The sequence below is a fragment of the Ruegeria sp. K5 genome (genome assembly GCF_056531805.1).
This window is the reverse complement of record NZ_JBQFML010000001.1, coordinates 1,852,948-1,877,288: the sequence shown is the minus strand read 5'-3', so window position 1 is coordinate 1,877,288 and position 24,341 is coordinate 1,852,948. Positions and strand designations below refer to the sequence as shown.

Sequence of the window (24,341 nt, the reverse complement as noted above, 5' to 3'; positions counted from 1 at the left end):
TTTTCTGTTTGAAAGTTTTCGGTGGGTCTAAGTCTGGTTGGCCTGTGAACGTCGGTGCAGGATCGGCGGGAGTTTCAGGTGGCTGTTGGTGACGGCTAGCCCAAGGAACAGGATTGCGAGGGACCCAAGCAGTCCGAGGCCAAGAGGTTCCCGAAAGACAATTGCCCCGATTGCGATGCCGGAAAGCGTGGCAAAATAGCCGACCTGCGCGAACCCAACGCCATCCGTGCGCCGCTGTACTTCGAAGGTCAGCGCATAGCAGAGCGCGGTGATGGATCCGATGCCTAAGATTGCGCCAAGCAGGGCAGGGGGCACCGAGACGTCGCTGATTGTGCTGCCGCGTCCCAGTAACAGGGCGGAAATCAGCACCAGCTGTGACAGAAGCGTTCCGGTCGCCAGCCCCAACGGATCGCCGCCGGGCGGGTAGGCATAGCTGCGAAAGACGTTGCCGCAGGCCAGAAACAAGGGCCCCAAAAGCGACAAGGCAATCCACGCCGGCTCGACACCCGACAGGTCAAATCCACCCATGGTGGCAAGGCTGACCTCTGCAAGGCCGATCAGAATACCAATCAGGCGGTGCAACGGCAGCGTCCTGCGCGCGATCAGTGCCGTTATCGCAAAGGTAAACAGCGGTGACAGCGTGACAAGGGCGGAATAGAACCCAAGGCTCACGTGCTCCAGCACCAGAAACCCGATCACAGCGGGGCCGCTGACACCGAAAACTCCGGCACCGACATAATAGGGGATGTGCCGCGTGTCGAGCGCCACCCGCTTCTTCGGCAGCAAACACAACGCCAACAGCGCGATGCTTGCCAGCAAAACCTGCCAGAACAAAGCGGTCAGAGCAGATATTCCCGCCATCGAGACGAATTTGGACAAAGTGAAACTGACCCCCACCAGGACGCCGATGGCCATGATCAGCGCTGATACACGGGATCTTCTGACTATATCAGGCATCACGCGGCCCCCATTTCCGGCACATCGGCTGTGCGCAGAGAAGCCGGGCCGATCGGGATAATTCCGCTGGGGTTGATGTGCCGATGGCTGCGGAAGTAATGCTGACGGATATGGGCCATGTCCACAGTGTTGGCCACGCTCGGCAATCCCATGATCTCGGCCGATTCGGTGCTGACGATCCGGCCCGTAACCTTGTCCAGTAGCACAGGCACGCTGATCAGACCCGTGTAATCCGGCTTGGCACTCTGACAGACTTCGTAAAGGAAGCGGGTGCGTTTTACACCGCTTTGGTCGTCGAATAGCGTCTGGTCGATGACCCAGCCGTTTTCCGACATGACCGGGTCCATCCATGTGATGCTGAACGCATTGCGTAAGCCTTTCAAAGTTAGAATCAGATCGACGCCATGACACCAGGGGCAGGCTTTGGACAGGTAAAGGTGGTACCGGCCGGGCGTGTTAGGAAACGGGGCGCCCGGTTGCACGCTGATGTGGCTCGTGAATGGGCTTTGCAGGCGGTGAAAACGACCGTCCGAGGCGAGCGGTCTGTCACGCAGAACTCCGTTGATAAGCATCTTGGGCATGGCAGCCTTCGGCGTTAACAGGACATGCAGATAACTATTAGGCTTTCTATTTGATGATAATCGTGTGAATTTGAAACTTATAGGTGAGAATAATTCACCCAAAGGATCGCAAAACATGACTGAAATTGGCGCAATCCCCGTCTTTGTTGCCGTGGCGGACCGTGGCGGGTTCGCAGCCGCCGCGCGGCATCTGGGTCTTACAAAATCAGCAGTCAGCAAGCGGATCGGTGTACTGGAGGCACATCTGGGAACGCAGCTTTTTCATCGGTCGACGCGGTCCATTTCCCTTACCGAGGCGGGAGAAATCTATCTGGCCCACGCGGAGCAGGCGCTTGGCGCAGCGCAGGACGCCGAAGACGCAGTTGCGGCGTTGCAGGGGCAACCGGTTGGATTACTAAGGCTCAGTACACCCATGTCCTTTGGTCAACTGCATGTTGCGCCTCTGATTGCTGCATTCCTCAGGCAATATCCGGGGATTAGAATTGATCTGACAATGGATGACAAATTTGTCGATCTCGTCGAAGGGGGCATCGACGTGGCCTTACGCGCCGGAACGTTGCCGAACTCGGCCCTGATCGCACGCAAACTCGCCCCGATCCACAGCGTGATCGTCGCCTCGCCGGTCTATCTTGCGAAGTTCGGAACGCCAGAAACACCCGAGGATCTTCTGGCGCATTCCTGCCTTCACTATGCCTATTCGCGCGACCCTTCGGAATGGCGCTTAGCCGGGCCCGCGGGTGACGTGCGCGTTCAGACATCCGGTGTTCTGCGCGTGAACAACAGTGAAGCCCTGTGCACCGTGCTGCTTGACGGTCTTGGTATCGGTCGCCTGCCGACCTTTATTGCAGGAGCCCACTTGACCAGTGGCCGTCTGGTCAGGGTGCTGCCCGAATATCGCCTGCCTGAACAGGCGCTGTACGCAGTCTTCCCCGAACGAAAGCACATGCCAGCGAAAGTTCGCGCGTTTTTGGATTTCGTCGTTGAACGCATCGGGCACGACGCACCTTATTGGGATATGGATGCAGGTCCGCTTTAGGGACAAGGGCCGATGATACTCAAACAATAAACTTGGAACGACCAAGAACACCCAAAGTGCGGGGCAGTCCGGCAATGTCTTCTTCGGGGAATGCTGTAGTGCAGCGTCGGACACGTTCGTGAACGGCTGGATCGGGCCGTGGTTGGGTCGTGGCAAGCGGGGCAGGGTCAATTGCTGCGTCTGCTCCAAAGTCAGCGCTTGAGCCCAAAGTGACAAATGCTGCAGCTTGTACCGATGTCCGCTTCCACTTTAGCGCTAGGGGTCGGTCCTCAAAGTCTCTTGCTTTGCAACATACAAAGCACTTCTCGATAAGACCTATGCAAAAAGTGGATCTCTGATCGGGGATTTTGGCTATGCCAGCGGCAAATCGAGTCGGTTCCTCGTTGCTACACAGGTCAACTATCGCGCTAGCATGAATTTGAGAAGTTTCTACAGCCCTAATGACGGGCTAAGCATGGCTAAAATATTTCTGGTTCTGCCGAAAACACCTAGCGAATGTACTAATTTCGAGTGGCGTCCGTGCGCCTACAGTCCTGGTCTGATGTAATTCAGGATCGAATTCATCCTGACAATTACTTTGCGAATGACGTGAGTTGCTCCTGCTGCCTCAGTGTAAATTGCCGCCACTCCGGCCGCGCCTGGCGGAATCGTGTCCAGTAGTGCAGGGTCATCAGGCACAATCGTCACGATAAATGGCTCACTTACGATCTGCCCCGCTTGAAACACCGTGCCGGTCACTTGCGCTTGTCCTTGTGACGAAACGTCGAAGATTGTACCTACCGTACCTGTTACTAGCTCTCCCGGTCTAATTTTGAAAGCAATTTCAGTAGGTTGACCTGGCCGAAGATGGCGCATATAGATCTGATGCACCTGAACGACCAAAGCTTTTTCAGCGGTGTCAACGAATACCCCCGCGGGCGAAAACGGGAACGAAACCACTCTTTGACCTTCTGTGATGGCAAGGTTGTTTACAAAGCCTTCCGAAGGGGCACGGACAATTGTCTCTTGCAGATTCCACTGCGCCTGATCAAGCGCCGCTTGCGCCTCTGCAAGCTTGGCAACGACTCCATCGAGTGTCAGCGCGTCGAGTTCGACCTGTGCCCGAGACACGGCGGCCTGCGCTTGATCAACTGAGCCTTGTGCCGTGTCGAGACTAGACTGTCGGGTTTCGAGCCGATTTTCCGAAATAGCCCCGCTTTCGACAAGCCTACTATCATCCTCAAAGCGTGATTGAGCCAAGTCTCTTTGCGCAATTGCCTGATGCAGTTGCGCCTCGGCGGACGCAAGATTCTCACGGTCCTGCCGAATTTGTGCCTCGACACGTGAAACAGTTGCTTGCGCTCGTTCAACCGCAATTTCGAAGGGTTCCGGATCAATACGGAACAACACGTCACCCTCTTGCATCGGAACATTCGGTTCTGCCACGACCTCGACAACCTCGCCAGCGACGTTAGGCACGATTGAAACTGCTCTGGTGAGAACCTTGACCGGCCCGGAGGGTGCACCCCACTGCATGGGAATGAAAAGGAAGATGAGCAGGATAACCATCCACCCAATGGTGGAAAGCCACGTCGCCTTGGAGTTTGGAAGAACCTTGAGTTTTACAAGAGTGAAAAGGACAGCAACATATATGAGGGTCAGGAAGACAATCATGACGCGCCTTTCGACCGAGCACTGGTTTCAGCTTCGGTTGCTGAATTCGTTATTGTTTGCAGCGGCGACTTTGTGAATGCCCAAATCAATGCAAGCGGCCAAAATATGCCAAAAGTAATCGCTCCCACCCAGCCAGCGACATTGATCGCATCTGCTTGGGGATGCTCGCGTTGCTTCGCGATTTTCCCCGGTAACATTGCCAGGATCACAAATCTTACGATGGCTGTTATGATCAGTATGACAAGCACGACCCACGCAAAAATGTCCAAGCCGCTCTCTCTAAATGCCTCCCTGTATTAGCTGTGCCCACCGAGCTATATTGGTCTAATTCGCCGGAACAATTTCCGGAACACGGTAGGCTCGAAATTCTTCGACATCCGGTCGATATGCCCGAAGCAGCAGGTTCCAACCGTCTTCGGGTGTGAAGGCGAAGTTGGGAGCAAGTGCGCGACAGTCCTCGCCACCGAATGCAACGTCAAACGAGCCGTCGTCGTTGCTGACAACGCCCTGGTTTGAGCTGACGATGTTATCGGTGTCCGACATGAGGTATTTCTGCGGGCCATATACCGTGATGGAGAAGAATGCATCGACCGGTACTTTCGGGAAAGTTGCTGTGTAGCAAGCGCCTCCCACCGCGTTTTCAGGACCACCGATAGCGTACATTGCGTTTTCGTCCGCCGACAAACCCCAGGCGCCTGCCGTGACATAGGTGAAATACTCCCAGTCCTCGACATCGGCGACCCGCTTCTGCATTGCGCCAAACGAGGAAGGCAGCTTGGAATACTCCGTCAGCAGGGCGGCGCGCACCCTTTCAAGTGCCTCCGCGTCAAAACTCGGCAGATCATCCTCTGGCGCCGCGCCTGAAATCGCATATTGCGGCTGCAGTTCTTCGGTCACCACGCGTACATCGTCGGCCGTAGCATCCGTTCCGGTCCGAATGCCAACGGCGACGAAATCGGTCTCGATATCCTCGGACGAGAACGTGTATTGACCGTCCCCATACAGGTAGAACGGCGTCATGTGGTCTTCCGTGATGATCTGGATCGATAGAAACCGGTCGCCCACATCTGGCACGTCCAGCGTGAACCCCTGTCTCGCATTAACAATCGCAATCGAATAGATCGTATCGTTATTGGGCGAAACGACCCAGCGGTCGTCGGCGGTAGACAGATTCGTGAAGTGAAAGAATTGGTTGATACCAGAGCGGCCCATGAAGTTCGCGAAAAACGCCCGGCTATCTGCGTTGATGTATTCGGCGGCGCTCATCCCGTAATCGTTCGGATCTGTGGACCAGCCGGAACTGTCTATGTCCGGGATATCCGCTAGCACCGTCGGTACGATCAGAGTGCTGCACAACAAGGCGGCTGCAATCTTGTGGAACTTGCTGGATGCGCTTTTCATTTTGTTTCAACCTCGACTGTCAAGTCAGCGCCGGGAACCGGAACATAGGCGCGAAGGACGCCATAAAATGGCGTTCCGGTCGGAATGCCGTTCTGCCCCTCGCCGGACGGGCTGAGCGTTACGGTATAGGTGCCGTCTTCATTCGGCTCGGCTGTATAGCTGGTTTGATCATAGATGCCCTTGTCGTTCGGGATCAGCAGTTTGTTGGCGGACGCATAGACCGTAACGGAGAAATAGCCGCCTTCTTCGACGATGTTTGCAGGGACTGTCAGAATGTAGGTGTCTTCACCGTTGAACGGCTGGCTGTTTTCGTCAAACGCAAGCAGGCCGTACCTCACCACGTTGGACGGCGTGCCAAGCTGTCCTTGGAACACGCCGACCGCAGCGTGAATCTCGCCCACATCGCCTGAAACCGACCCGAATATCTTGTCGGTATCTACAAGCGGTACCGCTGTTTCGATGAGCGTCAGTGCCGCAGCCTCGGTTTCAGGCGAAAATCGCTGCACGTCGCGGTCCATGTCACCCTGGCCGCCTTCCATCACAATCTCACCGCTCAGTGCCATGACCTCGTCAAGATTGTCGACGACGACCATTCGGCTAAAGGCAAGCCCTTGGTCGGTTTCGAGAGCCAATTTGTGGAAGTTGCCCTCGGGCAGGGATTGCCCGGGTCGGTACAGCAGGATCGGCAAATCCGGATTCACGATGACGCCCGGTATGTTGTGCTTCATGTCGAAAATCGACACCGAGAAATAGCGGTCGTATTGCGGCGTGTGGATGATCGCCGGGCCTTCGGACAGGCTGAACCAGTTATAGCCGTAATTCACCGTCGCCTGGGGCGTGATCACCGTGTCATCGGTGGGATCGACGAGTCCCGTGAACTGAAAGCTGCCCGGCTCGTTGGTTTCGAGCCAGCGCTGCATCATGCGCACCTGTTCCTGGTTGGGATACTCGCGGATATAGTTTTCGATGGTGTCCTGAGCAAATGCAGGAACAGCAAAGAACGGCAGAAACAATATCAGATTGCACAGCTTGCGTATCAACATGTCGTTTCGTGCCTTCTTGATCCAATGATTTCGAGTTTATCACCTTGAACGTAACACTGAGCCAATCTAGGTCAAACTTCTGGGGATTGGGCGCTGTTGTGACGCACAATTTATACGGGAGTTGTATGTCCGTAGAAAACGAATGAGTTTGACGTGGCCCAAAACCCTTCAAGAATGAGCCTTTGTCTCACCAAGTTTCGGCACCATTGTTGATCATATACCGCCGCCTTCGACTGGCTTCCCCAAAGCGGTCATTGGCAAACTTGCGGCGAATGGCCGTTTCGTCAGCACAGCGGTAATTGTGAACCTCTGTGAGGATCGTCGGCTTTGGACCCTTCTAGAGCTTTTGATTGGCTCTGATATTTGTAGTCCGGATTTAGCAATAACAATGCTTCTTGAACGAGAGTGTATCGGGTTAAAGTTGAGTTTCCCGGCGTTCTGAATCTCTTCGGTTTGCCTGGAGTTCGACGTGGATGCACCGGTTGATATTGAATCTTTCACTGCAATAGTTACATTGATCTTAACAATAAAATGGCCGGAATGATCTTGACGCTGTCTGAGATTGAACCGGGACAGCGCCTGGCTGAAACAAGTGCCCAGACATATAACACGTTAGAATGCGCTTGCGTGGACCCGAAGTGAAACCCGGGGACGCATTGTATCTGACGTTCTGAATTCGGCTCCGCCTATGTGAGGAGCCACGTCATTGACTGCGCTGAAGTTAGTTTATCAATCTCCCAACGCTCTTAAGCCAAGGAACAGAAATCCCAGAACGCATTCGAAAAGCCAGATCCGGCAGGTGATGCGCTCAATCGAGCACTTTGGGTTTACCAACCCCGTTCTTGTTGATGATGACAATCAGCTCATTGCGGGACATGGCCGTGTCGAGGCAGCCAAACTCTTGGGGTTGGAGCAAGTCCCAACGATCTGTTTGTCAGGCATGAGCCAAGAGGACATTCGGGCTTATGTCATCGCGGACAACAAGCTTGCTGAAAATGCGGGTTGGGATGCAGGCCTTCTGGCGCTCGAATTCCAGTACCTCGAAGAGTTGGAAATCCCATTTGATCTCACACTAACGGGTTTCGAGTTGCCTGAGATCGATCTGAGCATCCAGGCGCTGAGACTGGATGGTGAGGAGGGGCAGGATCCGTTGGATCAGGTTCCGACACCAACTGGGAATTCGCCGGTAACCCGGGAGGGTGACATCTGGCACATTGGCCCTCATCGCCTGATCTGCGGGGATAGCACCAGGGCGGAGACCTATGCCGCTTTGCTCGGATCGGAACGTGCTCAGATGGTCTTCACAGATCCCCCTTACAACGTGCCCATACGGGGACACGTCTCGGGCTTGGGATCGGTTCAGCATCGAGAGTTTGCCATGGCGTCCGGTGAAATGTCGCCAGAAGACTTTCAGTGCTTCTTGACGACTGTATTCAAACACCTTGCCGCCTATAGTGAAGACGGTTCCATTCATTTTCAGTGTATGGACTGGCGCCATATAAGAGAAATCCTTGGGGCAGGGGACGTGGCTTACTCCGAGCTCAAAAACCTTTGTGTTTGGTCTAAGACCAATGGCGGAATGGGATCGCTGTACCGCTCACAGCACGAGTTGGTGTTTTTGTTCAAATCGGGGGCCGGCAAACACATCAACAATGTCGAACTTGGAAAGAATGGCAGGAACCGGACGAATGTCTGGACTTATGCCGGAGCCAATAGTTTTGGTGAAGGGCAGGGCGGCCTTGAGATGCACCCTACAGTTAAGCCTGTGGCATTGGTGAGGGACGCCATTCTGGACTGCTCACATCGTGGCGGGTTGGTGTTGGACCCATTCTGTGGGTCGGGATCCACACTTGTAGCGGCTGAGCAATCGGGTCGCCGTGGATATGGGGTCGAGCTTGATGCAGCCTACTGTGACGTGATCCTGCGCCGTTTGACGGAAACATTCGGCCTGATCCCACGTCTTGGTGAAGACGGTCCGGTGTTTCATGAGGTCGCGGCTGATCGTGCAAGCGAAGGTGTCAGTGCGATAGCTGAATCGGAGGCAGCAGATGCGTGACAAAGACTACCAAGTTGGCTTCGGTCGTCCTCCTCGGGATACTCAGTTCCAAAAGGGACAATCCGGAAATCCAAAAGGCAGGCCCCGTAAAAAAGGGTCCATTGAACTGGATCTGGATCAGGTCCTGGATCAGCAGGTCAGAGTTCGTTTGCCCGGCGGCAGCAAAAACATGGACGCGCGCGAAGCCACACTGCGTGTGCAGGTTGATAAAGCGCTCAAGGGAAACATCCAATCGGCAAGGTACGTGCTAAAGCAGTTTGAAAAATATGAAGCCATAACACCCCCGCGATCGAAGATACAAACAGGCGTGGTGATCGCACCAAGAGCCCCCGTGCAAGAACATGAAAACGACACCTAATGGCTATCTTCAACGCTCAAAGACTGGGGCAAGCCGCGAGGTGCAAAGTATGGCCAAGCCCCTAATTTATGTATCAAGGAATTAGCCTATGACCGATGGTGCTGACCCGCTTGAGGATTTCGATCCTCTTTATCCCACCAGGTTCCAAAGAGGAAAATCTGGCAATCCCAAGGGAAGACTGCGCGGTGCGAAAGGGATGAAGCCTATTGTCCAGAGAGTTGCGCATGAAACACATGTTGTCAGCGAAGACGGCGAACGCAAGCGCTACTCGACTGTGGAATTGGTGTTGAAGATGATTCAGCGTGAAGCGCTGAAGGGTAATCTGAAAGCCAAAGTTCTACTTGATGAACTACAGGAAAAATACAGCCCGCAGGAGGTCAATAACATGGGCTACGGCTGTCTTGTTGCGCCTGAAGGTTGCACGCTTGAGACCACGCTGCTCAGGGTCGAATACGTTAAGGAGGATGAACAACCCTGGCACCGTCCGACATAGGCAGCACTGGAATGGCGTAGCTAAGTGAGTCAGACCATCCTGTCGGACAGCCACTTAAAAAGCCCGGACTCCAAAGTTCTTGAGGCCAGCTCGTTGCCTGTCCAAATGTCCAGGTTCAAATCCCTTTGCGTTGGAAGGGCCAATGCGCCGCGTGGATCGGCACATGCAAATATGAAACGGTCCCAGGACCCATCGGCTAAGAATCGTTCAATATAGCTGTCGAGCTCAGCCTGACGTGCCTGGCTCTTGACCTGAACCCAGGCCGTTTCCCCGGTCAGGGGTTGCTCGAGCACCAGGTCCACATCAGGCATGTTGCCACCCAGCAGGCTGGTACGCCGCCAGCCGTTTCGCAGGAAGATGAGATCAATCAATGTTTCAAATTCTGCCCAATGCAGGGTCCTGATCATTTGCTCTGCCAGACTATGCATCTCGTCGGTGAGCGCGCAGGCGTGGTGTTGTAGCGGATGGCGCTCTCCCCGGATGGATCGCAACAGGTAGTCCTGAGCCTCGACCTTACAAATTGTCCGCCTGTATGATGCTGTCTTGGTGAGCGCTGAACTCAGGGTGTTTAGTTGGAGAGGGGTGCCAGCAAGCGATATTTTGGACCAGCCACTTTGTGTTGATCGCCAACGCACCGGGCCCGACGATTTTACCTTGGATAGTTCGATCTTGTCGCCCGCAAGCGCCCACCATAGGTGCCCACGCGCCATTGTAATCCAAAGCGAGCCGTCTGGCAGGTCGTAGAAGTCTTTCAATTCCCGTATATCTTCTTTTGCGGCCTGAATTCCGCGCCCGGCCTGGGTCATCGTTGTTAGCAACATCTCCCAATCGCCTTCCAGACACAGCGAGTGGTCGGCCAGGTCAAAGTCGACAGGAATGACCGCATTCTCCAGGGCATAATCAACATGTTTGCCGCCAGAGCCTAGCTTTACATATCGCACATCTGATGGGTTCAACTGGTCTTTCATCTGCCGCGCCTTGTCGTCGATCGGTGACATACCAGCGCTTCGTTTAGGACGGAAGTCAACAGAATATGTCACTGATCGTCTGTAGACTGATCATCTGTGTCGATGTCCAACACGCTGTATGGATGTGCGCGACCGCCTTGCCAAATACCTGCGACGCTTGCGGCAGATAAAAGGCTGGTCGCAAGAGGAGTTCGCGCATCAAGCGGATGTTCACAGGACGTACATTAGCGATCTCGAGCGCAGTGCCCGCAACCCAACGATTACCGTTGTGGATAAACTGGCTACCGCGCTTGGTGTCTCGCTGGGTGAGTTGTTGGACTAGTTCTACGGATTGACTGACTACCGATCCTGTGCAGGCTCATACGCCCGCTTTGCGCAATCCAAAGTTGGTGCTTCGCTTCATTTTCGCCCGTTCTGACGGGCTAAGAGCTCAATCGCCCGCATACGCGCGGCGGCGTGTTGCAGCGGGACCTGGAGGGACTGAACAAGCTCTATTGCTTCTTTTGGGCTAATCTTCGATCGCTGGCCTTTGAGAGCTTGCGATGCCGCGTCCTCCAAACTACCCGTTAGCTTTGCAAAAACGAAACTGAGCTGTTCACGGGTTGTGTTGTCCATGCCAGCAGTGCCGCTTGCCAAGCCATGGAAGTCGAGCAATTTCTTTACTATCATCGGATGTACGACAAAAAACGCTTTGAGGAATCCACATCAATTTATGGGACATGGCACAACTAATTGAGGTCCCAAACTTGTGGGCCCAATGTCCCATGACATGAAGCATCAGTCGTGGGTCAAGAAAATGCGACGCCGGAACCGGCCCAATCCCGACCTTCGCCGAGCATTCAAGATGCCGCAGCGGCAGCACGCATTCGGCCATTCGCTGCAGGCGCGAAACCTAAAAAGCCCGCCGTCGGGGGGGGCGTGAGAAAGGCGACAGTTGGCTCCTGATCGTGAATGTCGATTTCATTTCCACATTCTGAGTTGGTTATCGAATTTGACCATCCCGCGAAATATTGAAGCGTTCACAGAAGAGGTCTTGTGATTTAGTCAGAACGACGAAGGAGTGCATGCGCTAATGACTTTACAGGGTGTGTCTCCAGCGTTTCGAAACCTGTGTGGCAATATGCTTGAGAAATAGTACGCGTCCCCGGGACCCAGAACCCTGGACTGCCCATCTACCGTCACTTCAAGACGGCCCTCTATCACAACCGCGCATTCCTCTCCTTCATGCGATAGTTCAGACCGACCCGAGTCAGCTCCGACGTCGTACTTTTCTATGAGCATCTGAAGCTTTCTGTCTCGGCGCTCACCTGCGACAAGCAAATAGGAAACTCCGGGTGATCCAAGATCACGCATGCTGCTGTGAGGAAAATAAAAGCTGTCGTCGTTTTTGAGTTCAAAGCTGAAAAAGAAACCAAGATTTATGTCTACACCTGCAAGAATCTTCTTGAGCAATGCCACAGATGGCTGGGACGATCCGCTTTCAATTTGAGAAATCGTACCGCTTCCCACACCGGCCCGCTTTGCCATTTCGCGCTGACTGAGGCCCTTTGAGGTTCGAATCAATCGCAGCCGTCTTGCGGTTTCCAGATCAGATTTTAGTGAGGCATCCATAATGATTTCCCGCTTTTGATTTTAAGCACATTAGGGGGCGGCGGTCTGTTTTTCAATAACTTACAGAATCGCATAAAGCCGGGTGTGCGGAAGGTCTGAACTCTGCAAAGATTTGTCATCAAATGAAAATCTGTTTCACGAGGAAAGAACGTGCTCGATCAACCCAACTCAATGTCATCGTTTTGGATGCCGTTTTCGGCCAATCGTGATTTCCTTCGCGAGCCCCGAATGATCCAAGCGGCTGATGGGATGTACTACACTACCTCCGATGGTCGCAGGGTCATGGACGGCACCGCCGGACTGTGGTGCGTCAATGCCGGTCACCGTGATCCGCTTATCGTTGAAGCGGTACAGAAACAGGTGCACGAGCTGGATTACGCACCAAACTTCCAGTTCTCACACCCGCAGGCATTTGAGTTGTCGGCAAAGCTGACCGCGATGATGCCTGAGGGGATGAACCATGCTTTCTTCACCAACTCTGGCTCCGAGTCTGTTGATACGGCGCTAAAGATTGCGCTGCACTACCATCGAATGCGCGGCGATGGGGCGCGTACGCGTTTGATCGGGCGCGAGCGTGGCTACCACGGCACAGGGTTTGGTGGCATCTCGGTTGGCGGTATCGTCAAGAACCGCATGCATTTCGGCACGCTTCTGACCGGCGTTGATCACCTGCGTCACACGCATGATCTGGACAAAAACGCTTTCTCCCGCGGTTGCCCACAACACGGGGCAGAGCTGGCAGACGATCTGGAGCGTTTGGTTGCTTTGCATGACGCCTCGACCATTGCGGCTGTGATCGTCGAACCAATGGCCGGTTCGACCGGTGTTCTCCTGCCGCCGAAAGGATACCTAAAGCGGCTGCGTGAGATCTGCGACCGCCATGGCATTCTGCTGATTTTCGACGAGGTCATCACCGCTTTTGGCCGCTTGGGGGCAGCGACAGCATCAGAGTATTATGATGTAAAGCCGGACATCATCACGACCGCCAAAGGCCTCACCAATGGTGTCATTCCGATGGGAGCGGTCATCGTATCCGACAAGATATATGACTCGGCTATGGAAAACGCCGATGCGCCGATTGAGCTGTTCCACGGTTATACCTATTCCGCCAACCCTGTGTCCTGCGCCGCGGCGCTGGCAACGCTGGAGAGTTACAAGCAGAATGATCTATTCCGGCGCGCTGCATTGCTGTCGCAGCACTGGGAGGATCAGCTTCACAGCCTCAAGGGTCTGCCCAACGTCATCGATATCCGCAATCTGGGATTGGTGGGCGCGGTCGAGCTTGCACCACGAGAGGGCGCGCCTGGGGCACGGGGTTATGATGCAATGAAACGGGGCTGGGACGCCGGAATAATGATCCGTGTCACCGGTGACATTATCGCCTTGTCGCCGCCGCTTATCATTTCGGAACCTGAAATAACGACACTCTGTCAAACACTTGGAGAGGTATTGGCTGACTTGCCATGACCACTGACTTCTAACCCCAAAAAGGACTGACATCATGAAAGATGCATCCCCGATCGCTTTGATCGGCCACTACATTAATGGCCAAATCACTGCTCCTTCTGGTGAGAAGACCCAGCCGGTATTCAACCCTGCAACCGGGGCGCAAACCGGCGCGGTGTCGCTGGCGACGGTACAGACGGTTGACGATGCGGTTGCAGCTGCCAAAGCAGCGTTTCCCAAGTGGTCGAATACCCCGCCGATCCGCCGCGCCCGCCTGATGAACAACTTCCTGGCCCTGGTGCGCGAGCATAAGGACGATCTGGCCCGCGCCATCACCGTCGAACACGGCAAGGTGTTTACGGACGCGCAGGGTGAAGTTGAGCGCGGCATCGACATCATCGAGTTTGCCTGCGGCATCCCTCAACTCCTCAAAGGCGATTACACGGAGCAGGTGTCTACTGGAATGGACAACTGGACCACGCGTCAGGCATTGGGCGTTGTGGCCGGGATCACGCCGTTTAACTTCCCGGTCATGGTTCCGATGTGGATGTTCCCGATCGCCATCGCCGCAGGCAATACCTTTATCCTGAAGCCGTCGCCGACCGATCCGTCCGCAGCGCTGCTGTACGCGGATCTGATGCAGAAAGCCGGTTTCCCCGATGGCGTGTTCAACGTCGTGCAAGGTGACAAGGTCGCCGTGGACGCGCTGTTGGAGAATGACGACGTCAAGGCTGTGTCCTTTGTCGGTTCGACCCCGATTGCGAACTACATCTACGAGGTTGGTGCGCGGCACGGCAAACGGGTTCAGGCCCTGGGTGGCGCAAAGAACCACATGCTGGTGATGCCCGATGCGGACATGAACAAGGCCGCCGACGCCCTGATCGGCGCGGCCTTTGGGTCGGCGGGCGAACGCTGCATGGCGATCTCGGTTGCTCTGCTGGTTGGCGATGCTGCCGACAAGCTTATCCCGGTTCTGAAAGAGCGCGCCGAAACCCTGAAGGTCAAGAATGGCCTTGAGCTGGATGCCGAGATGGGCCCGATCGTTACGGCCGCTGCGCGTGACCGGATCAAGGGTTATATCGACTCTGGCGTTGCAGAAGGTGCTGACCTGCTGGTCGATGGCCGTGACTACAGCGTCGAAGGGCATGAGGAAGGCTTCTTCCTGGGCGGCACTCTGTTCGACAATGTCACGACAGATATGAAGATCTACAAGGAAGAGATCTTTGGCCCGGTTCTGTCCTGTGTCCGCGTCTCGAACTTTGCCGAAGGCCTGCAACTGATCAACGACCACGAGTTCGGCAATGGTGTGTCGCTGTTCACCCGTGACGGCAACGTCGCGCGTGAATTCGGCAAGCAGGTTCAGGTCGGCATGGTCGGCGTCAATGTTCCGATCCCGGTTCCGATGGCCTGGCACGGTTTTGGCGGCTGGAAGAAGAGCCTGTTCGGCGACATGCACGCCTATGGCGAGGAGGGTGTGCGTTTCTACACCAAGCAGAAATCCATCATGCAGCGCTGGCCTGAAAGTATCTCGGAAGGTGCCGAGTTCGTCATGCCAACCGCAAAATGATCATCCGTTCCAAGGAGTGAAGAACATGTTCATTGGTGTTCCCAAGGAAATCAAGAACCATGAATATCGGGTCGGCCTGACCCCTGAAAGTGTCGCGGAACTGGTTTCGCATGGTCACAACGTCGTCGTGGAAACCAATGCCGGTGTTGGCATTGGGGCTGATGATAATGCCTATCGTGCCGCTGGCGCGGAGATTGCCGAAACCGCAGCAGACATCTTTGCCAATGCCGAGATGATCGTGAAGGTGAAAGAGCCCCAGGCCGTGGAACGCGCCATGCTGCGTGAGGGTCAGATCCTTTATACCTATCTGCATCTGGCCCCCGACCCGGAACAAACCAAAGATCTGGTCGACTCGGGCGCTGTCTGCATCGCTTATGAAACCGTCACCGACGACAATGGCGGTCTGCCCCTGCTGAAACCGATGAGCCAGGTGGCCGGTCGCATGTCGATCCAGGCCGGTGCCGGTGCGTTGGAGAAAGCAAAGGGAGGCCTAGGCGTGCTGCTGGGCGGTGTGCCTGGTGTGAAACCAGGCAAGGTCGTGATCATCGGTGGCGGTGTTGTTGGGTTCAATGCGGCTCAGATGGCTGTTGGCTTGCACGCGGACGTGACCATTCTGGACCGCAATCCGGCAGTTCTGGAGAAGCTGGAAAACCACTTCGAGGCCTCGGCCAAGGTTGTCTATTCAACCAAAGCTGCACTGGAGGAAGAAGTCACCAATGCGGATCTGGTTGTTGGCGCGGTTCTGATCCCGGGCGCTGCTGCGCCCAAGCTGGTTTCACGCGAGCTGATCTCGAAAATGAAACCCGGTGCGGTCGTCGTGGACGTGGCGATCGATCAGGGCGGCTGCTTTGAAACGTCCAAAGCCACCACTCACGCAGAGCCTACCTATGTTGTCGACGATGTTGTTCATTACTGCGTCGCCAACATGCCTGGCGCAGTCGCCCGAACCTCGACCTATGCACTGAACAACGTCACGCTGCCGCACGCTCTGGCTATTGCCAACAATGGCTGGAAGCAGGCGCTTGCAGACAATCGTCACCTGAAGAATGGCCTGAACGTGGCCCACGGGAAGGTGACTTACAAGGCTGTGGCCGATGATCTTGGATACGAGTTCATCGCCCCGGAACTTTGCTGACTTGAAGCAAAGAAATGTCCCGTTGCGCGTATTGCGGCGGGACACACACCACTGAGGAGGAAACCTTAATGATTACGAAGATTAACCGCCGCGCCCTCGGCGCGATGGGTGGCGCAGCTTTGCTCGCTGCAACCACAATCTCAACGACCGCTGCAGCGGAAGACATGACACTGCGCTTCGCTGGCGTGTTCCCGATCGATCATCAGGGCACGAAGATGATGGAACAGGTCGCAGCGGATGTGGCAGCAGCGGATGTCGGCTTGAAGGTCGAGGTCTTCCCTGCAAACCAGCTGGGTTCTGGTGAGGCGCTGTTCGAAGATGTTGCACGCGGCAACATCGATCTGGCATCGGCGTTCATCTATGCCGATACAGATCCACGCCTCGAATTCCTGTCAATGCCGTTCCTGCTGGGCGGCTGGGATGACATGGAGAGCACGCTTCTGAACATGGACTCCGAGTTCAACACCATCCTGCAAGAGATCACCGACGAATATGGCGTGCGCGTCATGGCGCAGAATCCGGAAGGGTTCATCGGCATCGTTTCGTCGCAAGAGCCCCAGAACTGGAATACTTTTGACGACAAGGGCATGAACATTCGCGTCTGGTCGTCCAGCGTTGTGAAGTCGATGGTCGAAGAACTGGGTTACCAGGCGACCACCATGGCATGGGGCGACATCTTCCCCGCACTTCAGGCCGGTATTGTTGATGGGGCGATCTGCTGCACCAAGACAGCCACCTACTCGATCTTCGCTCAGTCAGATGTTGGCACCCATTTTGTCGAGTACAACTCGATTTCGGAACTGACAACTTTCTATGCGTCGCAGCGGACACTCGACAAGCTGAACGATGAACAGCGCACCGCTCTACAAGCCGCTATGACCAAGGCGTCCGAAGACTTCTTTGCCTACAACCGTGAGAACGACGAAGTGTTCGGCCAGAAACTGATCGACAAAGGCTACACCATCTTGCGCCTGAGCGACGAAGAACAAGCTGCGATGGCCGCTCATGTCCAGGAAACGGTCTGGCCCGCAATGGCACAAAACGTCGGTCAGGACATCATCGACCGCCTGCTGGCAGCAAAAGAACAGCAATAATCACTGAGAAGAAGGGCCAGCAGATCAGCTGGCCCTTTTTTGGTCTTTGGCTCAACAAAGGGAGGGAGAAAGATGTCTAGTTCTGAAGCTGAACGTCCATTGGTCGTCGAAAGCGCAGAAAAGAAGAGTTCGCAAAAAATCACTGACGAGTTGCCAGTCATTATTGGGTATCCGCTGAAAGCAGTGGCTTTTGTCATGAGGCAGATCGTTATGTTTGCCGGTTTCCTGATGGCTTTCACATTTGGGGCAGTTGTTGTCATCCGGTATGGATTTGGCGGTGATCTGTTTGCCTACGAAGAATGGCTTTTGGGCATTAGCATCATCGGCTTTTTTGCAGGTGCTGTTCTGGCCTCTGCCCGCAACCTGCACATCAACGCGGACATTCTTGGCATTGTGATCCAAAATCCTCGGTTGATTTGGTGGCGCGGCTTTGTCGTCCTGACAGTCGAGGTGCTGGTGATCCTATTCCTCATGTACGCCTGTTATGTCTCGCTGCTTGATGACTTCTCATTCCCCCGGCTGCGCGCAACCCCGGTGCTGCGCATTCCGTTTGTGACCTGGCGGATTGCAATCATGATTGCCTTTGGCCTCATGGCGACGTTCACGGCGGCATATTTGTACGTGCACATCCGCAAAGGGCTCGGTCTACCCCTGAGATCCGAAATGCAAAAAGGAGAAACCCAATGATCATCGGAGGAAGTCTCCTTATCGTCTGCTTTATGCTGCTGTTAGGCGTCAGCGTTTATGTGGCATTCGGATCGGTTTTGATTTTCATCGCCCTTATTGGAGATCAATCCATCACCGGCTACTTGCCCACCGGCTCTACAGGTATCCGCTCACTGGTGCTTCTGGCGATCCCCCTCTTCATGATTGCCGGTGGCATCATGGAAAAAGGTAAGATCGCCGCCCCTCTTGTTGCACTGGCTGAAATGTTCATTGGTCACATCAAAGGAGGTTTGAGCGCAGCGGGGGTGCTGGCCTGCGGTGTGTTTGGCTCCATTTCCGGCAGTGCAAACGCAACGCTGACCTGTATCGGCGGCATCATGATGCCCCACCTGAAAAAGGCCAACTATCCGGGTGGGCAATCGGCGGCTTTGATCGTAGCGGCCAGCCCTTTAGGTCTGTTGATCCCGCCGAGTTCGTCGCACATCCTTTATGGCTGGGTCGCACAGCAGCATGTACTAAAGTGCTTCTTGTCCACGGTCATTCCGGCGATCATCCTGATCACGCTATTGATAATCGTTAATCAGTTCATGCTGCGGAAGTATGACGACATCAACCTGACGGAACGTCCTAAACCGTTCCTGCCGACATTCGGAGTTCAGGCGCGCCTGGCCGGACCTGCGCTTATGATGCCGTTGATCATCCTTGGCGGTATCTATGGCGGTATCATGACACCGACCGAAGCCGCCGGTATCGCAGTGGTCTACTCGATCCCAATCGCGCTCTACTTCTATCGTGGCCTGACCTGGAAAACTCTGGCCCAGACGATCCAGAATTCCGGTGTTACGATTGGTGTGGTCATGGTCATGATCTTCATGGTTCTGATCGTGTCGGACAACCTGATCTCGCAGGGTGCACCTCAGTTGGCCAAAGATCTGGTCTATTCCGTTTCGGACAATCCGGTCGTCATCCTTCTGATGATCAACGTCGTGATGATCCTGATCGGGATGCTGATGGACGATATCTCCGGTCTGCTTTTGGCAACACCAATCCTACTGCCCATCGCGCAGAGCACCGGCATGGATCCCATCCATTTTGCGGCCGTGATTGGCGTGAACTTAGGTATGGCGAACATCACCCCTCCGACTGCACCTCTGCTCTATCTTGGTGCGCAGGTCTGTGATGAGCCGGTTTCGCGCATGTTATGGCCGACTTTGATCTTCATAGTCTTTGCCTGGCTCCCAACGCTGATGTTGACAACTTTTGTACCAGAGTTGGCCCTGTTCCTGCCGGACCTCCTGCTCAGCAGGTAGCGACGGGAAAGCACAAATAAGCCCAAGACGAAACTGCACGCACCCCATTCTTACGGCTGGGGTGCCTGTGCGCCCTCCCGAAGGTGAAATAGGAGCGGCGAGTTAGCAGCAGAAAACTGAAGACCTGAATACGGAGGTTTGAAATGTACAAAAATATTCTAGTCGCTCTGTCTCTGGAGCATGGCATCAGTGAACACGCACTTGCGGCGGCACATGCCCTTGTATCCGAAGGTGGAAAAATCACTGCCGCGCATATCCATGAGCCCCCAAACAGACAGATAATGTACTATATGGATGAAGGAATCGCAGAAAAGTCTCTCCAAAAAGCAAAGGCGCGCTTGGCCGAGCGCCTAACAAGTGAGACAGAAGTGTCGTCTATCCTGATCGAGAGCCAATCGGCGGGTCGCGCAATCACCGAATACGCCAACAAACACGGCATCGACTGTATCGTCCTCGCTTCACACAAACCTGGGATGAAAGAGTTCTTTTTGGGTTCCACGGCTGCTCTCGTTGTTCGCCATGCTCAGTGTTCGGTGCATGTACTCCGACTGTGACGCTGGCACCCGCAACATGCTCGTAACTTCGCCCAGTGAAATCTGCGGTGATAAGCACGTCTCACGGTGACCAAGGTCTAATTTTGGTGCACCTAAAAGAGTTTCACTTTGCGGCCTTTGGGAGGTATGATTCGCAGCCAATCTCGGCGGCAACGCGGCATCCTGTGATATCCTCTTTTGTCAACGTCGGGTTGTCGTTGTGGGCGGGAATGGCGGAAAGGAGGATCAGTTATGGATACACCAAACTTACCTGCCATTCGCGCGCTTCGCCCAGCTTGGAACAAGGGACGCATCGTCGGTCAAAAACGCCCGTTAAAACCCAAACACGTCTGGGCAATTCGAGTAAGATTGGAGCTCGCAGAGAACCATCGCGACCTCGCTCTCTTCAATATGGCCATCGACAGCAAGTTGCGCGGTTGTGACTTGGTGAAGATGAAAGTCGTTGACATCATGGCCTCTGGTCAGATCAAGGAGCGGGCTTCGGTGCTGCAAAGTAAAACTCAGAAACCGGTCCGCTTCGAAATTTCTGAAGGTACTCGGACCTCCGTCGAGAAGTGGATGGAAGATGAACTTATGGTTGGGTCTGAATACCTTTGGCCAGGGCGTTTCCATGAGCGTTTGCACATTTCAACGCGCCAGTATGCCCGGATCGTGCGTGATTGGGTCACGTCTATAGGTTTGGAAGCCAGCGCATATGGCACACATTCGATGCGGCGCACAAAGGTTACTCAGATTTACAAAAAGACGGGCAATCTGCGCGCGGTACAACTCTTACTTGGGCATACAAAGATGGACAGTACCGTTCGGTATCTCGGAGTTGAGCTCGAGGATGCACTTGCTATAGCAGAGGCAATTGAAATCTGAATACTGCGGGCCGCTTTCGTTGGCGGCCCCAGCCAGTCATTCATCGACTAGGAAAGATACTGTGATCGCAGCCCGCATTCTGGACGCTCGATGCAGCCGCTAAGTTAGATCGTAAACAAATTTAATCTTCTTGGACATAAGGAAAATTCGCTACGCTTTCGCCAACAATTTTTTGTTGGACTGCAGTCTTTCAGTTCGTCAAACAAGCGCCGACGCAAAGAAGAGAAATGGCCAGCACAAAGCCGCGCATGCCTCAGTGGCTGCCGAAATAGGCCTCCAGCAGCCGTTCATCGTTGCGCAGTTCTTCGGCGGTTCCCGAGGTTTGCATCCGGCCCGATTCCAGCACGTAGATCCGGCTGGCCAGAGACAACGCGAAGTTGGCGTTTTGCTCGGTGATCACAACGGTCAGGCCGAATTCCTTGTTCAACTGTCGAACAACTTCGGCGATCTCGTTGCAGATCTTGGGGGCCAGGCCGATCGTCGGTTCGTCGATCAGCAGCAGTTCGGGGCTGGTCATCAGCGCACGCCCAAAGGACACCATCTGCCGTTCACCCCCCGATTGGGTCGAGGTTTCCTGCCCTTCCCGCTCTTTCAGGCGCGGGAACAGCTTGTGGACCATGTCCATGTTGTCCTCGATATCCTCGCGGGCGGTATAGGCACCGACCATGAGGTTGTCGCGCACCGACATGTAGGGGAACAGGTTGAACCGTTCCGGCGCATAACCGACGCCGTGGCGCACGATCTCGGCGGGGGTCCGGCCCGTCAGGCTGTGGCCATGCAGCCGGATGTCACCTTCGGTTTCCACCAAACCCATGATGCTGTCCAAAAGGGTGGACTTGCCTGCCCCGTTGGGGCCGACCACGGCGACGATCTCGCCCGGTTCGACGGTGATCGAGATGTCGGTCAGCGCCTGCGCCTTGTCGTAGAACGCCGACAGGTTTTCGATTTCCAGATAAGACATCAGGCGCTCCCCAGATACGAGGCCTGCACGGCCTTGTCATTCATCACCTCGGTAAAGGTGCCCTCGGCGATCATCGTGCCCCGCTCGATGGCGACGGCGCGGTCGATCAGTGGCTCCAGCGCGGGCAGATCATGGCTGACGATCAGGAAGGTCATGCCATCCTTGCGCATCTGCTGGATCAGTTCCGAGATCTGCGCGATCTCCCCCACGGTCAGACCGGCGAACACCTCGTCCAGCAGCATCACCTTGGGTGCGGTGGCCATGGTGCGGGCCATTTCCAGCTTGCGCAGATCACCCATGGCCAGCTCGGACGGGGTCCGTTCCAGATCGGCCTCGGTAAATCCGACGCTTAGGGCAAGTTCGCGTTCCCGGTCGGGATCGGGAGATCTGGTGATCATCTGCCAGATATTGTCGGGCATCAGGCCTACGCGGATGTTTTCGGCCACGTTCATGTCGCCGAAAGGGCGCGGGATCTGATAGGTCCGGCTGACCCCGGCCTGAATCCGCTGTGATGTCGGCAGGGACGAGATCTCATTCCCGAACAGCTCGATCGTGCCGCTGTTCTGGCGATGCTCGCCCATGATCTGGCTGAACACGGTGGTCTTGCCCGCCCCGTTCGGACCGATCAGGCCCAGGGATTCACCCTCTTTGAGGGAGAAGGACAGACCATTGGTGGCGACCAGCCCGCCGAAGCGTTTGAACAGGTTTGTGACTTCCAGCGCTGCGGTCATGCCACACCTCCTTTCCGCAGCCGGGCAAAGCCGCGCTGTATCAGTTCGATCAGGCCTTTGGGCTGATACATGTAAAGGACCAGCGCGATCGCCCCGTAGACGAAGTACCGTTCCGCCCCCGGCAACACCGGACGCAGGTATTCCAGCAGGAAGGTCATGAAGAACGCTCCGATCATCGGACCGATGATGGTCGAGGTTCCGCCCAGCAGCGCCGCCACGATGATGGTGAACAAAAAGCTGATATCGAACAGAGCACGTGGTGCCAGCGAGCCCAGATAGTGGACATAGAACGCCCCGCCCAGCCCTGCGACCATCGCGCTGGTCAGAAAGGCAAACGCCTTGAGCCGCGTGGTGTTGAGGCCCGAGCCCCGCACGCTTTCCTCGTTCATGCCGATGGCGGCCAGTGCGGTGCCCAGACGGGTTTTCATCAGCAGCCACATGCTGATCGCAACGCTCAGCATCAGCGCGGTCGACAGGTAATAGCCGTTTGCCGCACCACGGGTCAGGGTCTGGATGCCCGACATGCCGCGGGTGCCGCCGGTCAGATCCGGACGGATCACCTGCACCAGTTGGTACAGCAGCTCCATGAAGGCCAGCGTGACCAGCGCAAAGTAACTGCCACGGATGCGCAGCGCAGGCAGCAGCACCAGCAGACCCGCAGCCATGGTGACCAGAACTGCAGCCGGGATGGAGATTTCGACCGGCACGTCAAACCGCTTGGTCAGGATCGCCGTGGTATAGGCCCCGATCCCGATCAGGAACGGGTGGCCAAAGCTGATATACCCGGTACGACCGGACAATACGTCCCAGCTGATGGCGAAGATCGCCAAGTAGTTGGCAAAGATCATCGTCCGCAGTGTGCCGTTCGAGACGACCTGCGGCAGCAACAGCATTCCAGCGATCAGACCGCCCCAGAGGGCAAAGTGAAACCAGCGCAGCTCCATCGTCAAAGTTCCTCGCGGCCAAAGAGGCCCTGTGGACGCGTCACCAGCACGCCAATGATCAGCAGCATGGTGAACACGCCGCGCAGTTCCGGGGCGAGTGTCGCCACCACGATAACCTCGAGAAAGCCGACGATATGGGCCACCACCAGCGTGCCGATGATCGATCCGATCCCGCCGACGATGACAACCGCGACCGAGATGATCAGCGGGGCCACCCACATCGAGGGCGACAGCTGCGTGTAGCTGGCGAAGAACACCCCGCCAAGCGCACCCAGCGCGCCGGAAATGCCCCAGGTGATCAGGTTGATCCGGTCCGGGTCGATGCCCGAGATTGCCGCGCCCTTGGCGTCCATCGACACCGCCTGCATCGCCCGCCCGGTATGGGTCAGCCGCACAAAGGCATAGAGGCCCAGCAAAATGGCCCAGCTGATCAGCGTAGCGATCAGAATGTTATACGTCACCGAGGCCCCAGCCACATTAATCACGCCGGGTACGATCGGCAGCAGGATCTTGCTGCTGTCGCCAAAGGCCAGCACCACGCCCGCCTGAATGACGACGGCCAGTATCAGCGTTGAAATCTCAACGGCGACATGATCGCCTTTCAGTGTCTTGACGATCAGGCGGTATTTCAGCACCCCCATCACCACACCCAGCGCGGCGGCAACGACAACACCCATCAGTTTGGGCATTCCCAGGGTCTGCGACACCCAGAAATAGATATACCCACCGACCATCAGATATGCGCCATAGGCAAGGTTCAGGACGCGGCCGATGCTGAAGATCAGCGTGAAACCCATGGCGATAAGCGCATAGAGACCGCTGAGCAAAAGCCCCTGTATCAGTATCTGCAACATTTAGTTTGGATCCTTAGCTTCGGGCGCGCATCAAGGCGCGCCCGCTTTATGCTATTCT

General features: G+C 55.5%; 25 protein-coding genes. 13 read left to right on the top strand and 12 right to left on the bottom strand.

Going from position 1 to position 24,341, the window contains the following annotated elements:
- Positions 1 to 27: 27 nt before the first annotated feature.
- Together ACR0MO_RS09045 and ACR0MO_RS09040 are read right to left on the bottom strand one after the other, a co-directional pair.
- Entirely contained in the window at positions 28 to 915 is an 888-nt protein-coding gene (locus ACR0MO_RS09045; RefSeq protein ID WP_480890798.1) for a DMT family transporter, read from the bottom strand.
- Positions 916 to 956: 41 nt separating this feature from the next.
- Entirely contained in the window at positions 957 to 1,538 is a 582-nt protein-coding gene (locus ACR0MO_RS09040; RefSeq protein ID WP_480890796.1) for a glutathione S-transferase family protein, read from the bottom strand.
- Between the two features lie 115 nt (positions 1,539 to 1,653).
- On the opposite strand from ACR0MO_RS09040, the gene ACR0MO_RS09035 reads away from it, so the two are divergent.
- Positions 1,654 to 2,574 (top strand): LysR family transcriptional regulator, encoded by a 921-nt coding sequence (locus ACR0MO_RS09035; protein WP_480627386.1) that lies wholly within the window; start codon positions 1,654 to 1,656, stop codon positions 2,572 to 2,574.
- Positions 2,575 to 3,099: 525 nt separating this feature from the next.
- Here ACR0MO_RS09035 and ACR0MO_RS09030 read toward each other — a convergent pair.
- Genes ACR0MO_RS09030 through ACR0MO_RS09015 form a run of 4 tightly spaced genes read right to left on the bottom strand, consistent with a single transcriptional unit; the run spans position 3,100 to position 6,671 of the window.
- Entirely contained in the window at positions 3,100 to 4,227 is a 1,128-nt protein-coding gene (locus tag ACR0MO_RS09030; protein WP_480890793.1) for an HlyD family secretion protein, read from the bottom strand.
- Positions 4,224 to 4,496 (bottom strand): DUF3302 domain-containing protein, encoded by a 273-nt coding sequence (locus ACR0MO_RS09025; RefSeq protein ID WP_480890790.1) that lies wholly within the window; start codon positions 4,494 to 4,496, stop codon positions 4,224 to 4,226. The genes ACR0MO_RS09030 and ACR0MO_RS09025 overlap by 4 nt, the downstream gene beginning before the upstream one ends.
- Positions 4,497 to 4,551: 55 nt before the next feature.
- A complete protein-coding gene (locus ACR0MO_RS09020; protein ID WP_480890788.1) occupies positions 4,552 to 5,628 on the bottom strand; it encodes a DUF1254 domain-containing protein in 1,077 nt (358 codons plus the stop codon).
- Positions 5,625 to 6,671 carry a DUF1214 domain-containing protein gene (locus ACR0MO_RS09015; protein ID WP_480890785.1) on the bottom strand — a complete coding sequence of 349 codons (1,047 nt, stop codon included), beginning with the start codon at positions 6,669 to 6,671 and terminating at the stop codon, positions 5,625 to 5,627. The genes ACR0MO_RS09020 and ACR0MO_RS09015 overlap by 4 nt, the downstream gene beginning before the upstream one ends.
- A 706-nt stretch (positions 6,672 to 7,377) precedes the next feature.
- Here ACR0MO_RS09015 and ACR0MO_RS09010 point away from each other — a divergent pair.
- From ACR0MO_RS09010 to ACR0MO_RS09000, 3 genes are all read left to right on the top strand, one after another.
- On the top strand, positions 7,378 to 8,727 hold the full coding sequence (locus ACR0MO_RS09010; RefSeq protein ID WP_480890782.1) for a site-specific DNA-methyltransferase: 1,350 nt from the start codon (positions 7,378 to 7,380) through the stop codon (positions 8,725 to 8,727).
- Positions 8,720 to 9,085 carry a DUF5681 domain-containing protein gene (locus ACR0MO_RS09005; RefSeq protein WP_170449314.1) on the top strand — a complete coding sequence of 122 codons (366 nt, stop codon included), beginning with the start codon at positions 8,720 to 8,722 and terminating at the stop codon, positions 9,083 to 9,085. Before ACR0MO_RS09010 ends, ACR0MO_RS09005 begins: the two co-directional genes overlap by 8 nt.
- 88 nt (positions 9,086 to 9,173) lie before the next feature.
- Positions 9,174 to 9,578: a DUF5681 domain-containing protein gene (locus tag ACR0MO_RS09000; protein ID WP_170623111.1), complete on the top strand. Its 405-nt coding sequence runs from the start codon at positions 9,174 to 9,176 to the stop codon at positions 9,576 to 9,578.
- A 29-nt stretch (positions 9,579 to 9,607) separates the two neighbouring features.
- Here the strand turns inward: ACR0MO_RS09000 and ACR0MO_RS08995 are convergent, their stop codons facing one another.
- Positions 9,608 to 10,576, bottom strand: coding sequence for a restriction endonuclease (locus ACR0MO_RS08995; protein WP_170452301.1), 969 nt, complete (start codon positions 10,574 to 10,576; stop codon positions 9,608 to 9,610).
- 88 nt (positions 10,577 to 10,664) lie between these two features.
- Between ACR0MO_RS08995 and ACR0MO_RS08990 the strand changes: the two genes are divergently transcribed.
- Positions 10,665 to 10,868, top strand: a complete 204-nt coding sequence (locus tag ACR0MO_RS08990; protein ID WP_480890777.1) for a helix-turn-helix domain-containing protein — start codon at positions 10,665 to 10,667, stop codon at positions 10,866 to 10,868.
- A 722-nt stretch (positions 10,869 to 11,590) separates the two neighbouring features.
- Here the strand turns inward: ACR0MO_RS08990 and ACR0MO_RS08985 are convergent.
- Entirely contained in the window at positions 11,591 to 12,157 is a 567-nt protein-coding gene (locus tag ACR0MO_RS08985; RefSeq protein ID WP_170456026.1) for a cupin domain-containing protein, read from the bottom strand.
- 171 nt (positions 12,158 to 12,328) lie between these two features.
- On the opposite strand from ACR0MO_RS08985, the gene aptA reads away from it, so the two are divergent.
- The 8 genes from aptA to ACR0MO_RS08945 all read left to right on the top strand — a co-directional run bounded on the left by aptA (position 12,329) and on the right by ACR0MO_RS08945 (position 20,793).
- A complete protein-coding gene (gene aptA, locus ACR0MO_RS08980) occupies positions 12,329 to 13,624 on the top strand; it encodes an omega-aminotransferase AptA (protein ID WP_480780878.1) in 1,296 nt (431 codons plus the stop codon).
- Between the two features lie 34 nt (positions 13,625 to 13,658).
- Entirely contained in the window at positions 13,659 to 15,170 is a 1,512-nt protein-coding gene (locus ACR0MO_RS08975) for a CoA-acylating methylmalonate-semialdehyde dehydrogenase (protein ID WP_480627365.1), read from the top strand.
- Between the two features lie 25 nt (positions 15,171 to 15,195).
- Positions 15,196 to 16,305 (top strand): alanine dehydrogenase, encoded by a 1,110-nt coding sequence (ald, locus tag ACR0MO_RS08970; RefSeq protein WP_170456022.1) that lies wholly within the window; start codon positions 15,196 to 15,198, stop codon positions 16,303 to 16,305.
- A 104-nt stretch (positions 16,306 to 16,409) separates the two neighbouring features.
- A complete protein-coding gene (dctP, locus tag ACR0MO_RS08965) occupies positions 16,410 to 17,399 on the top strand; it encodes a TRAP transporter substrate-binding protein DctP (protein WP_170456159.1) in 990 nt (329 codons plus the stop codon).
- Positions 17,400 to 17,471: 72 nt separating this feature from the next.
- A complete protein-coding gene (locus tag ACR0MO_RS08960; RefSeq protein WP_480627364.1) occupies positions 17,472 to 18,086 on the top strand; it encodes a TRAP transporter small permease in 615 nt (204 codons plus the stop codon).
- Positions 18,083 to 19,375: a TRAP transporter large permease gene (locus tag ACR0MO_RS08955; protein WP_170456020.1), complete on the top strand. Its 1,293-nt coding sequence runs from the start codon at positions 18,083 to 18,085 to the stop codon at positions 19,373 to 19,375. The genes ACR0MO_RS08960 and ACR0MO_RS08955 overlap by 4 nt, the downstream gene beginning before the upstream one ends.
- A 143-nt stretch (positions 19,376 to 19,518) precedes the next feature.
- Positions 19,519 to 19,929: a universal stress protein gene (locus ACR0MO_RS08950; RefSeq protein ID WP_170456018.1), complete on the top strand. Its 411-nt coding sequence runs from the start codon at positions 19,519 to 19,521 to the stop codon at positions 19,927 to 19,929.
- A 231-nt stretch (positions 19,930 to 20,160) separates the two neighbouring features.
- Complete coding sequence (locus tag ACR0MO_RS08945) at positions 20,161 to 20,793, top strand: tyrosine-type recombinase/integrase (protein ID WP_170633759.1); 633 nt, start codon at positions 20,161 to 20,163, stop codon at positions 20,791 to 20,793.
- A 253-nt stretch (positions 20,794 to 21,046) separates the two neighbouring features.
- Here ACR0MO_RS08945 and ACR0MO_RS08940 read toward each other — a convergent pair whose 3' ends face one another.
- The 4 genes from ACR0MO_RS08940 to ACR0MO_RS08925 are packed head-to-tail and all read right to left on the bottom strand — an operon-like array spanning position 21,047 to position 24,283.
- The gene (locus ACR0MO_RS08940) at positions 21,047 to 21,754 is read right to left on the bottom strand and encodes an ABC transporter ATP-binding protein (RefSeq protein WP_170456014.1); all 708 of its coding nucleotides are present in this window, start codon (positions 21,752 to 21,754) and stop codon (positions 21,047 to 21,049) included.
- A complete protein-coding gene (locus tag ACR0MO_RS08935; RefSeq protein WP_170456157.1) occupies positions 21,754 to 22,485 on the bottom strand; it encodes an ATP-binding cassette domain-containing protein in 732 nt (243 codons plus the stop codon). The genes ACR0MO_RS08940 and ACR0MO_RS08935 overlap by 1 nt, the downstream gene beginning before the upstream one ends.
- Positions 22,482 to 23,429 carry a branched-chain amino acid ABC transporter permease gene (locus ACR0MO_RS08930; RefSeq protein ID WP_170456012.1) on the bottom strand — a complete coding sequence of 316 codons (948 nt, stop codon included), beginning with the start codon at positions 23,427 to 23,429 and terminating at the stop codon, positions 22,482 to 22,484. Before ACR0MO_RS08930 ends, ACR0MO_RS08935 begins: the two co-directional genes overlap by 4 nt.
- 2 nt (positions 23,430 to 23,431) lie before the next feature.
- Complete coding sequence (locus ACR0MO_RS08925) at positions 23,432 to 24,283, bottom strand: branched-chain amino acid ABC transporter permease (protein ID WP_170523080.1); 852 nt, start codon at positions 24,281 to 24,283, stop codon at positions 23,432 to 23,434.
- Positions 24,284 to 24,341: the final 58 nt, after the last annotated feature.

Coding starts and splice junctions, on each gene's coding strand:
- ACR0MO_RS09020 (WP_480890788.1), bottom strand. CDS start 5,628: ATGAAAAGCGCATCCAGCAAGTTCCACAAGATTGCAGCCGCCTTGTTG.
- ACR0MO_RS08975 (WP_480627365.1), top strand. CDS start 13,659: ATGAAAGATGCATCCCCGATCGCTTTGATCGGCCACTACATTAATGGC.
- ACR0MO_RS08985 (WP_170456026.1), bottom strand. CDS start 12,157: ATGGATGCCTCACTAAAATCTGATCTGGAAACCGCAAGACGGCTGCGA.
- ACR0MO_RS08945 (WP_170633759.1), top strand. CDS start 20,161: ATGGATACACCAAACTTACCTGCCATTCGCGCGCTTCGCCCAGCTTGG.
- ACR0MO_RS08995 (WP_170452301.1), bottom strand. CDS start 10,576: ATGTCACCGATCGACGACAAGGCGCGGCAGATGAAAGACCAGTTGAAC.
- ACR0MO_RS08955 (WP_170456020.1), top strand. CDS start 18,083: ATGATCATCGGAGGAAGTCTCCTTATCGTCTGCTTTATGCTGCTGTTA.
- ACR0MO_RS08935 (WP_170456157.1), bottom strand. CDS start 22,485: ATGACCGCAGCGCTGGAAGTCACAAACCTGTTCAAACGCTTCGGCGGG.
- ACR0MO_RS09035 (WP_480627386.1), top strand. CDS start 1,654: ATGACTGAAATTGGCGCAATCCCCGTCTTTGTTGCCGTGGCGGACCGT.
- ACR0MO_RS08960 (WP_480627364.1), top strand. CDS start 17,472: ATGTCTAGTTCTGAAGCTGAACGTCCATTGGTCGTCGAAAGCGCAGAA.
- dctP (WP_170456159.1), top strand. CDS start 16,410: ATGGGTGGCGCAGCTTTGCTCGCTGCAACCACAATCTCAACGACCGCT.
- ACR0MO_RS09005 (WP_170449314.1), top strand. CDS start 8,720: ATGCGTGACAAAGACTACCAAGTTGGCTTCGGTCGTCCTCCTCGGGAT.
- ACR0MO_RS08990 (WP_480890777.1), top strand. CDS start 10,665: ATGGATGTGCGCGACCGCCTTGCCAAATACCTGCGACGCTTGCGGCAG.
- ald (WP_170456022.1), top strand. CDS start 15,196: ATGTTCATTGGTGTTCCCAAGGAAATCAAGAACCATGAATATCGGGTC.
- ACR0MO_RS09045 (WP_480890798.1), bottom strand. CDS start 915: ATGGCCATCGGCGTCCTGGTGGGGGTCAGTTTCACTTTGTCCAAATTC.
- ACR0MO_RS09040 (WP_480890796.1), bottom strand. CDS start 1,538: ATGCCCAAGATGCTTATCAACGGAGTTCTGCGTGACAGACCGCTCGCC.
- ACR0MO_RS08940 (WP_170456014.1), bottom strand. CDS start 21,754: ATGTCTTATCTGGAAATCGAAAACCTGTCGGCGTTCTACGACAAGGCG.
- ACR0MO_RS09030 (WP_480890793.1), bottom strand. CDS start 4,227: ATGATTGTCTTCCTGACCCTCATATATGTTGCTGTCCTTTTCACTCTT.
- ACR0MO_RS08950 (WP_170456018.1), top strand. CDS start 19,519: ATGTACAAAAATATTCTAGTCGCTCTGTCTCTGGAGCATGGCATCAGT.
- ACR0MO_RS09015 (WP_480890785.1), bottom strand. CDS start 6,671: ATGTTGATACGCAAGCTGTGCAATCTGATATTGTTTCTGCCGTTCTTT.
- aptA (WP_480780878.1), top strand. CDS start 12,329: ATGTCATCGTTTTGGATGCCGTTTTCGGCCAATCGTGATTTCCTTCGC.
- ACR0MO_RS08925 (WP_170523080.1), bottom strand. CDS start 24,283: ATGTTGCAGATACTGATACAGGGGCTTTTGCTCAGCGGTCTCTATGCG.
- ACR0MO_RS08930 (WP_170456012.1), bottom strand. CDS start 23,429: ATGGAGCTGCGCTGGTTTCACTTTGCCCTCTGGGGCGGTCTGATCGCT.
- ACR0MO_RS09000 (WP_170623111.1), top strand. CDS start 9,174: ATGACCGATGGTGCTGACCCGCTTGAGGATTTCGATCCTCTTTATCCC.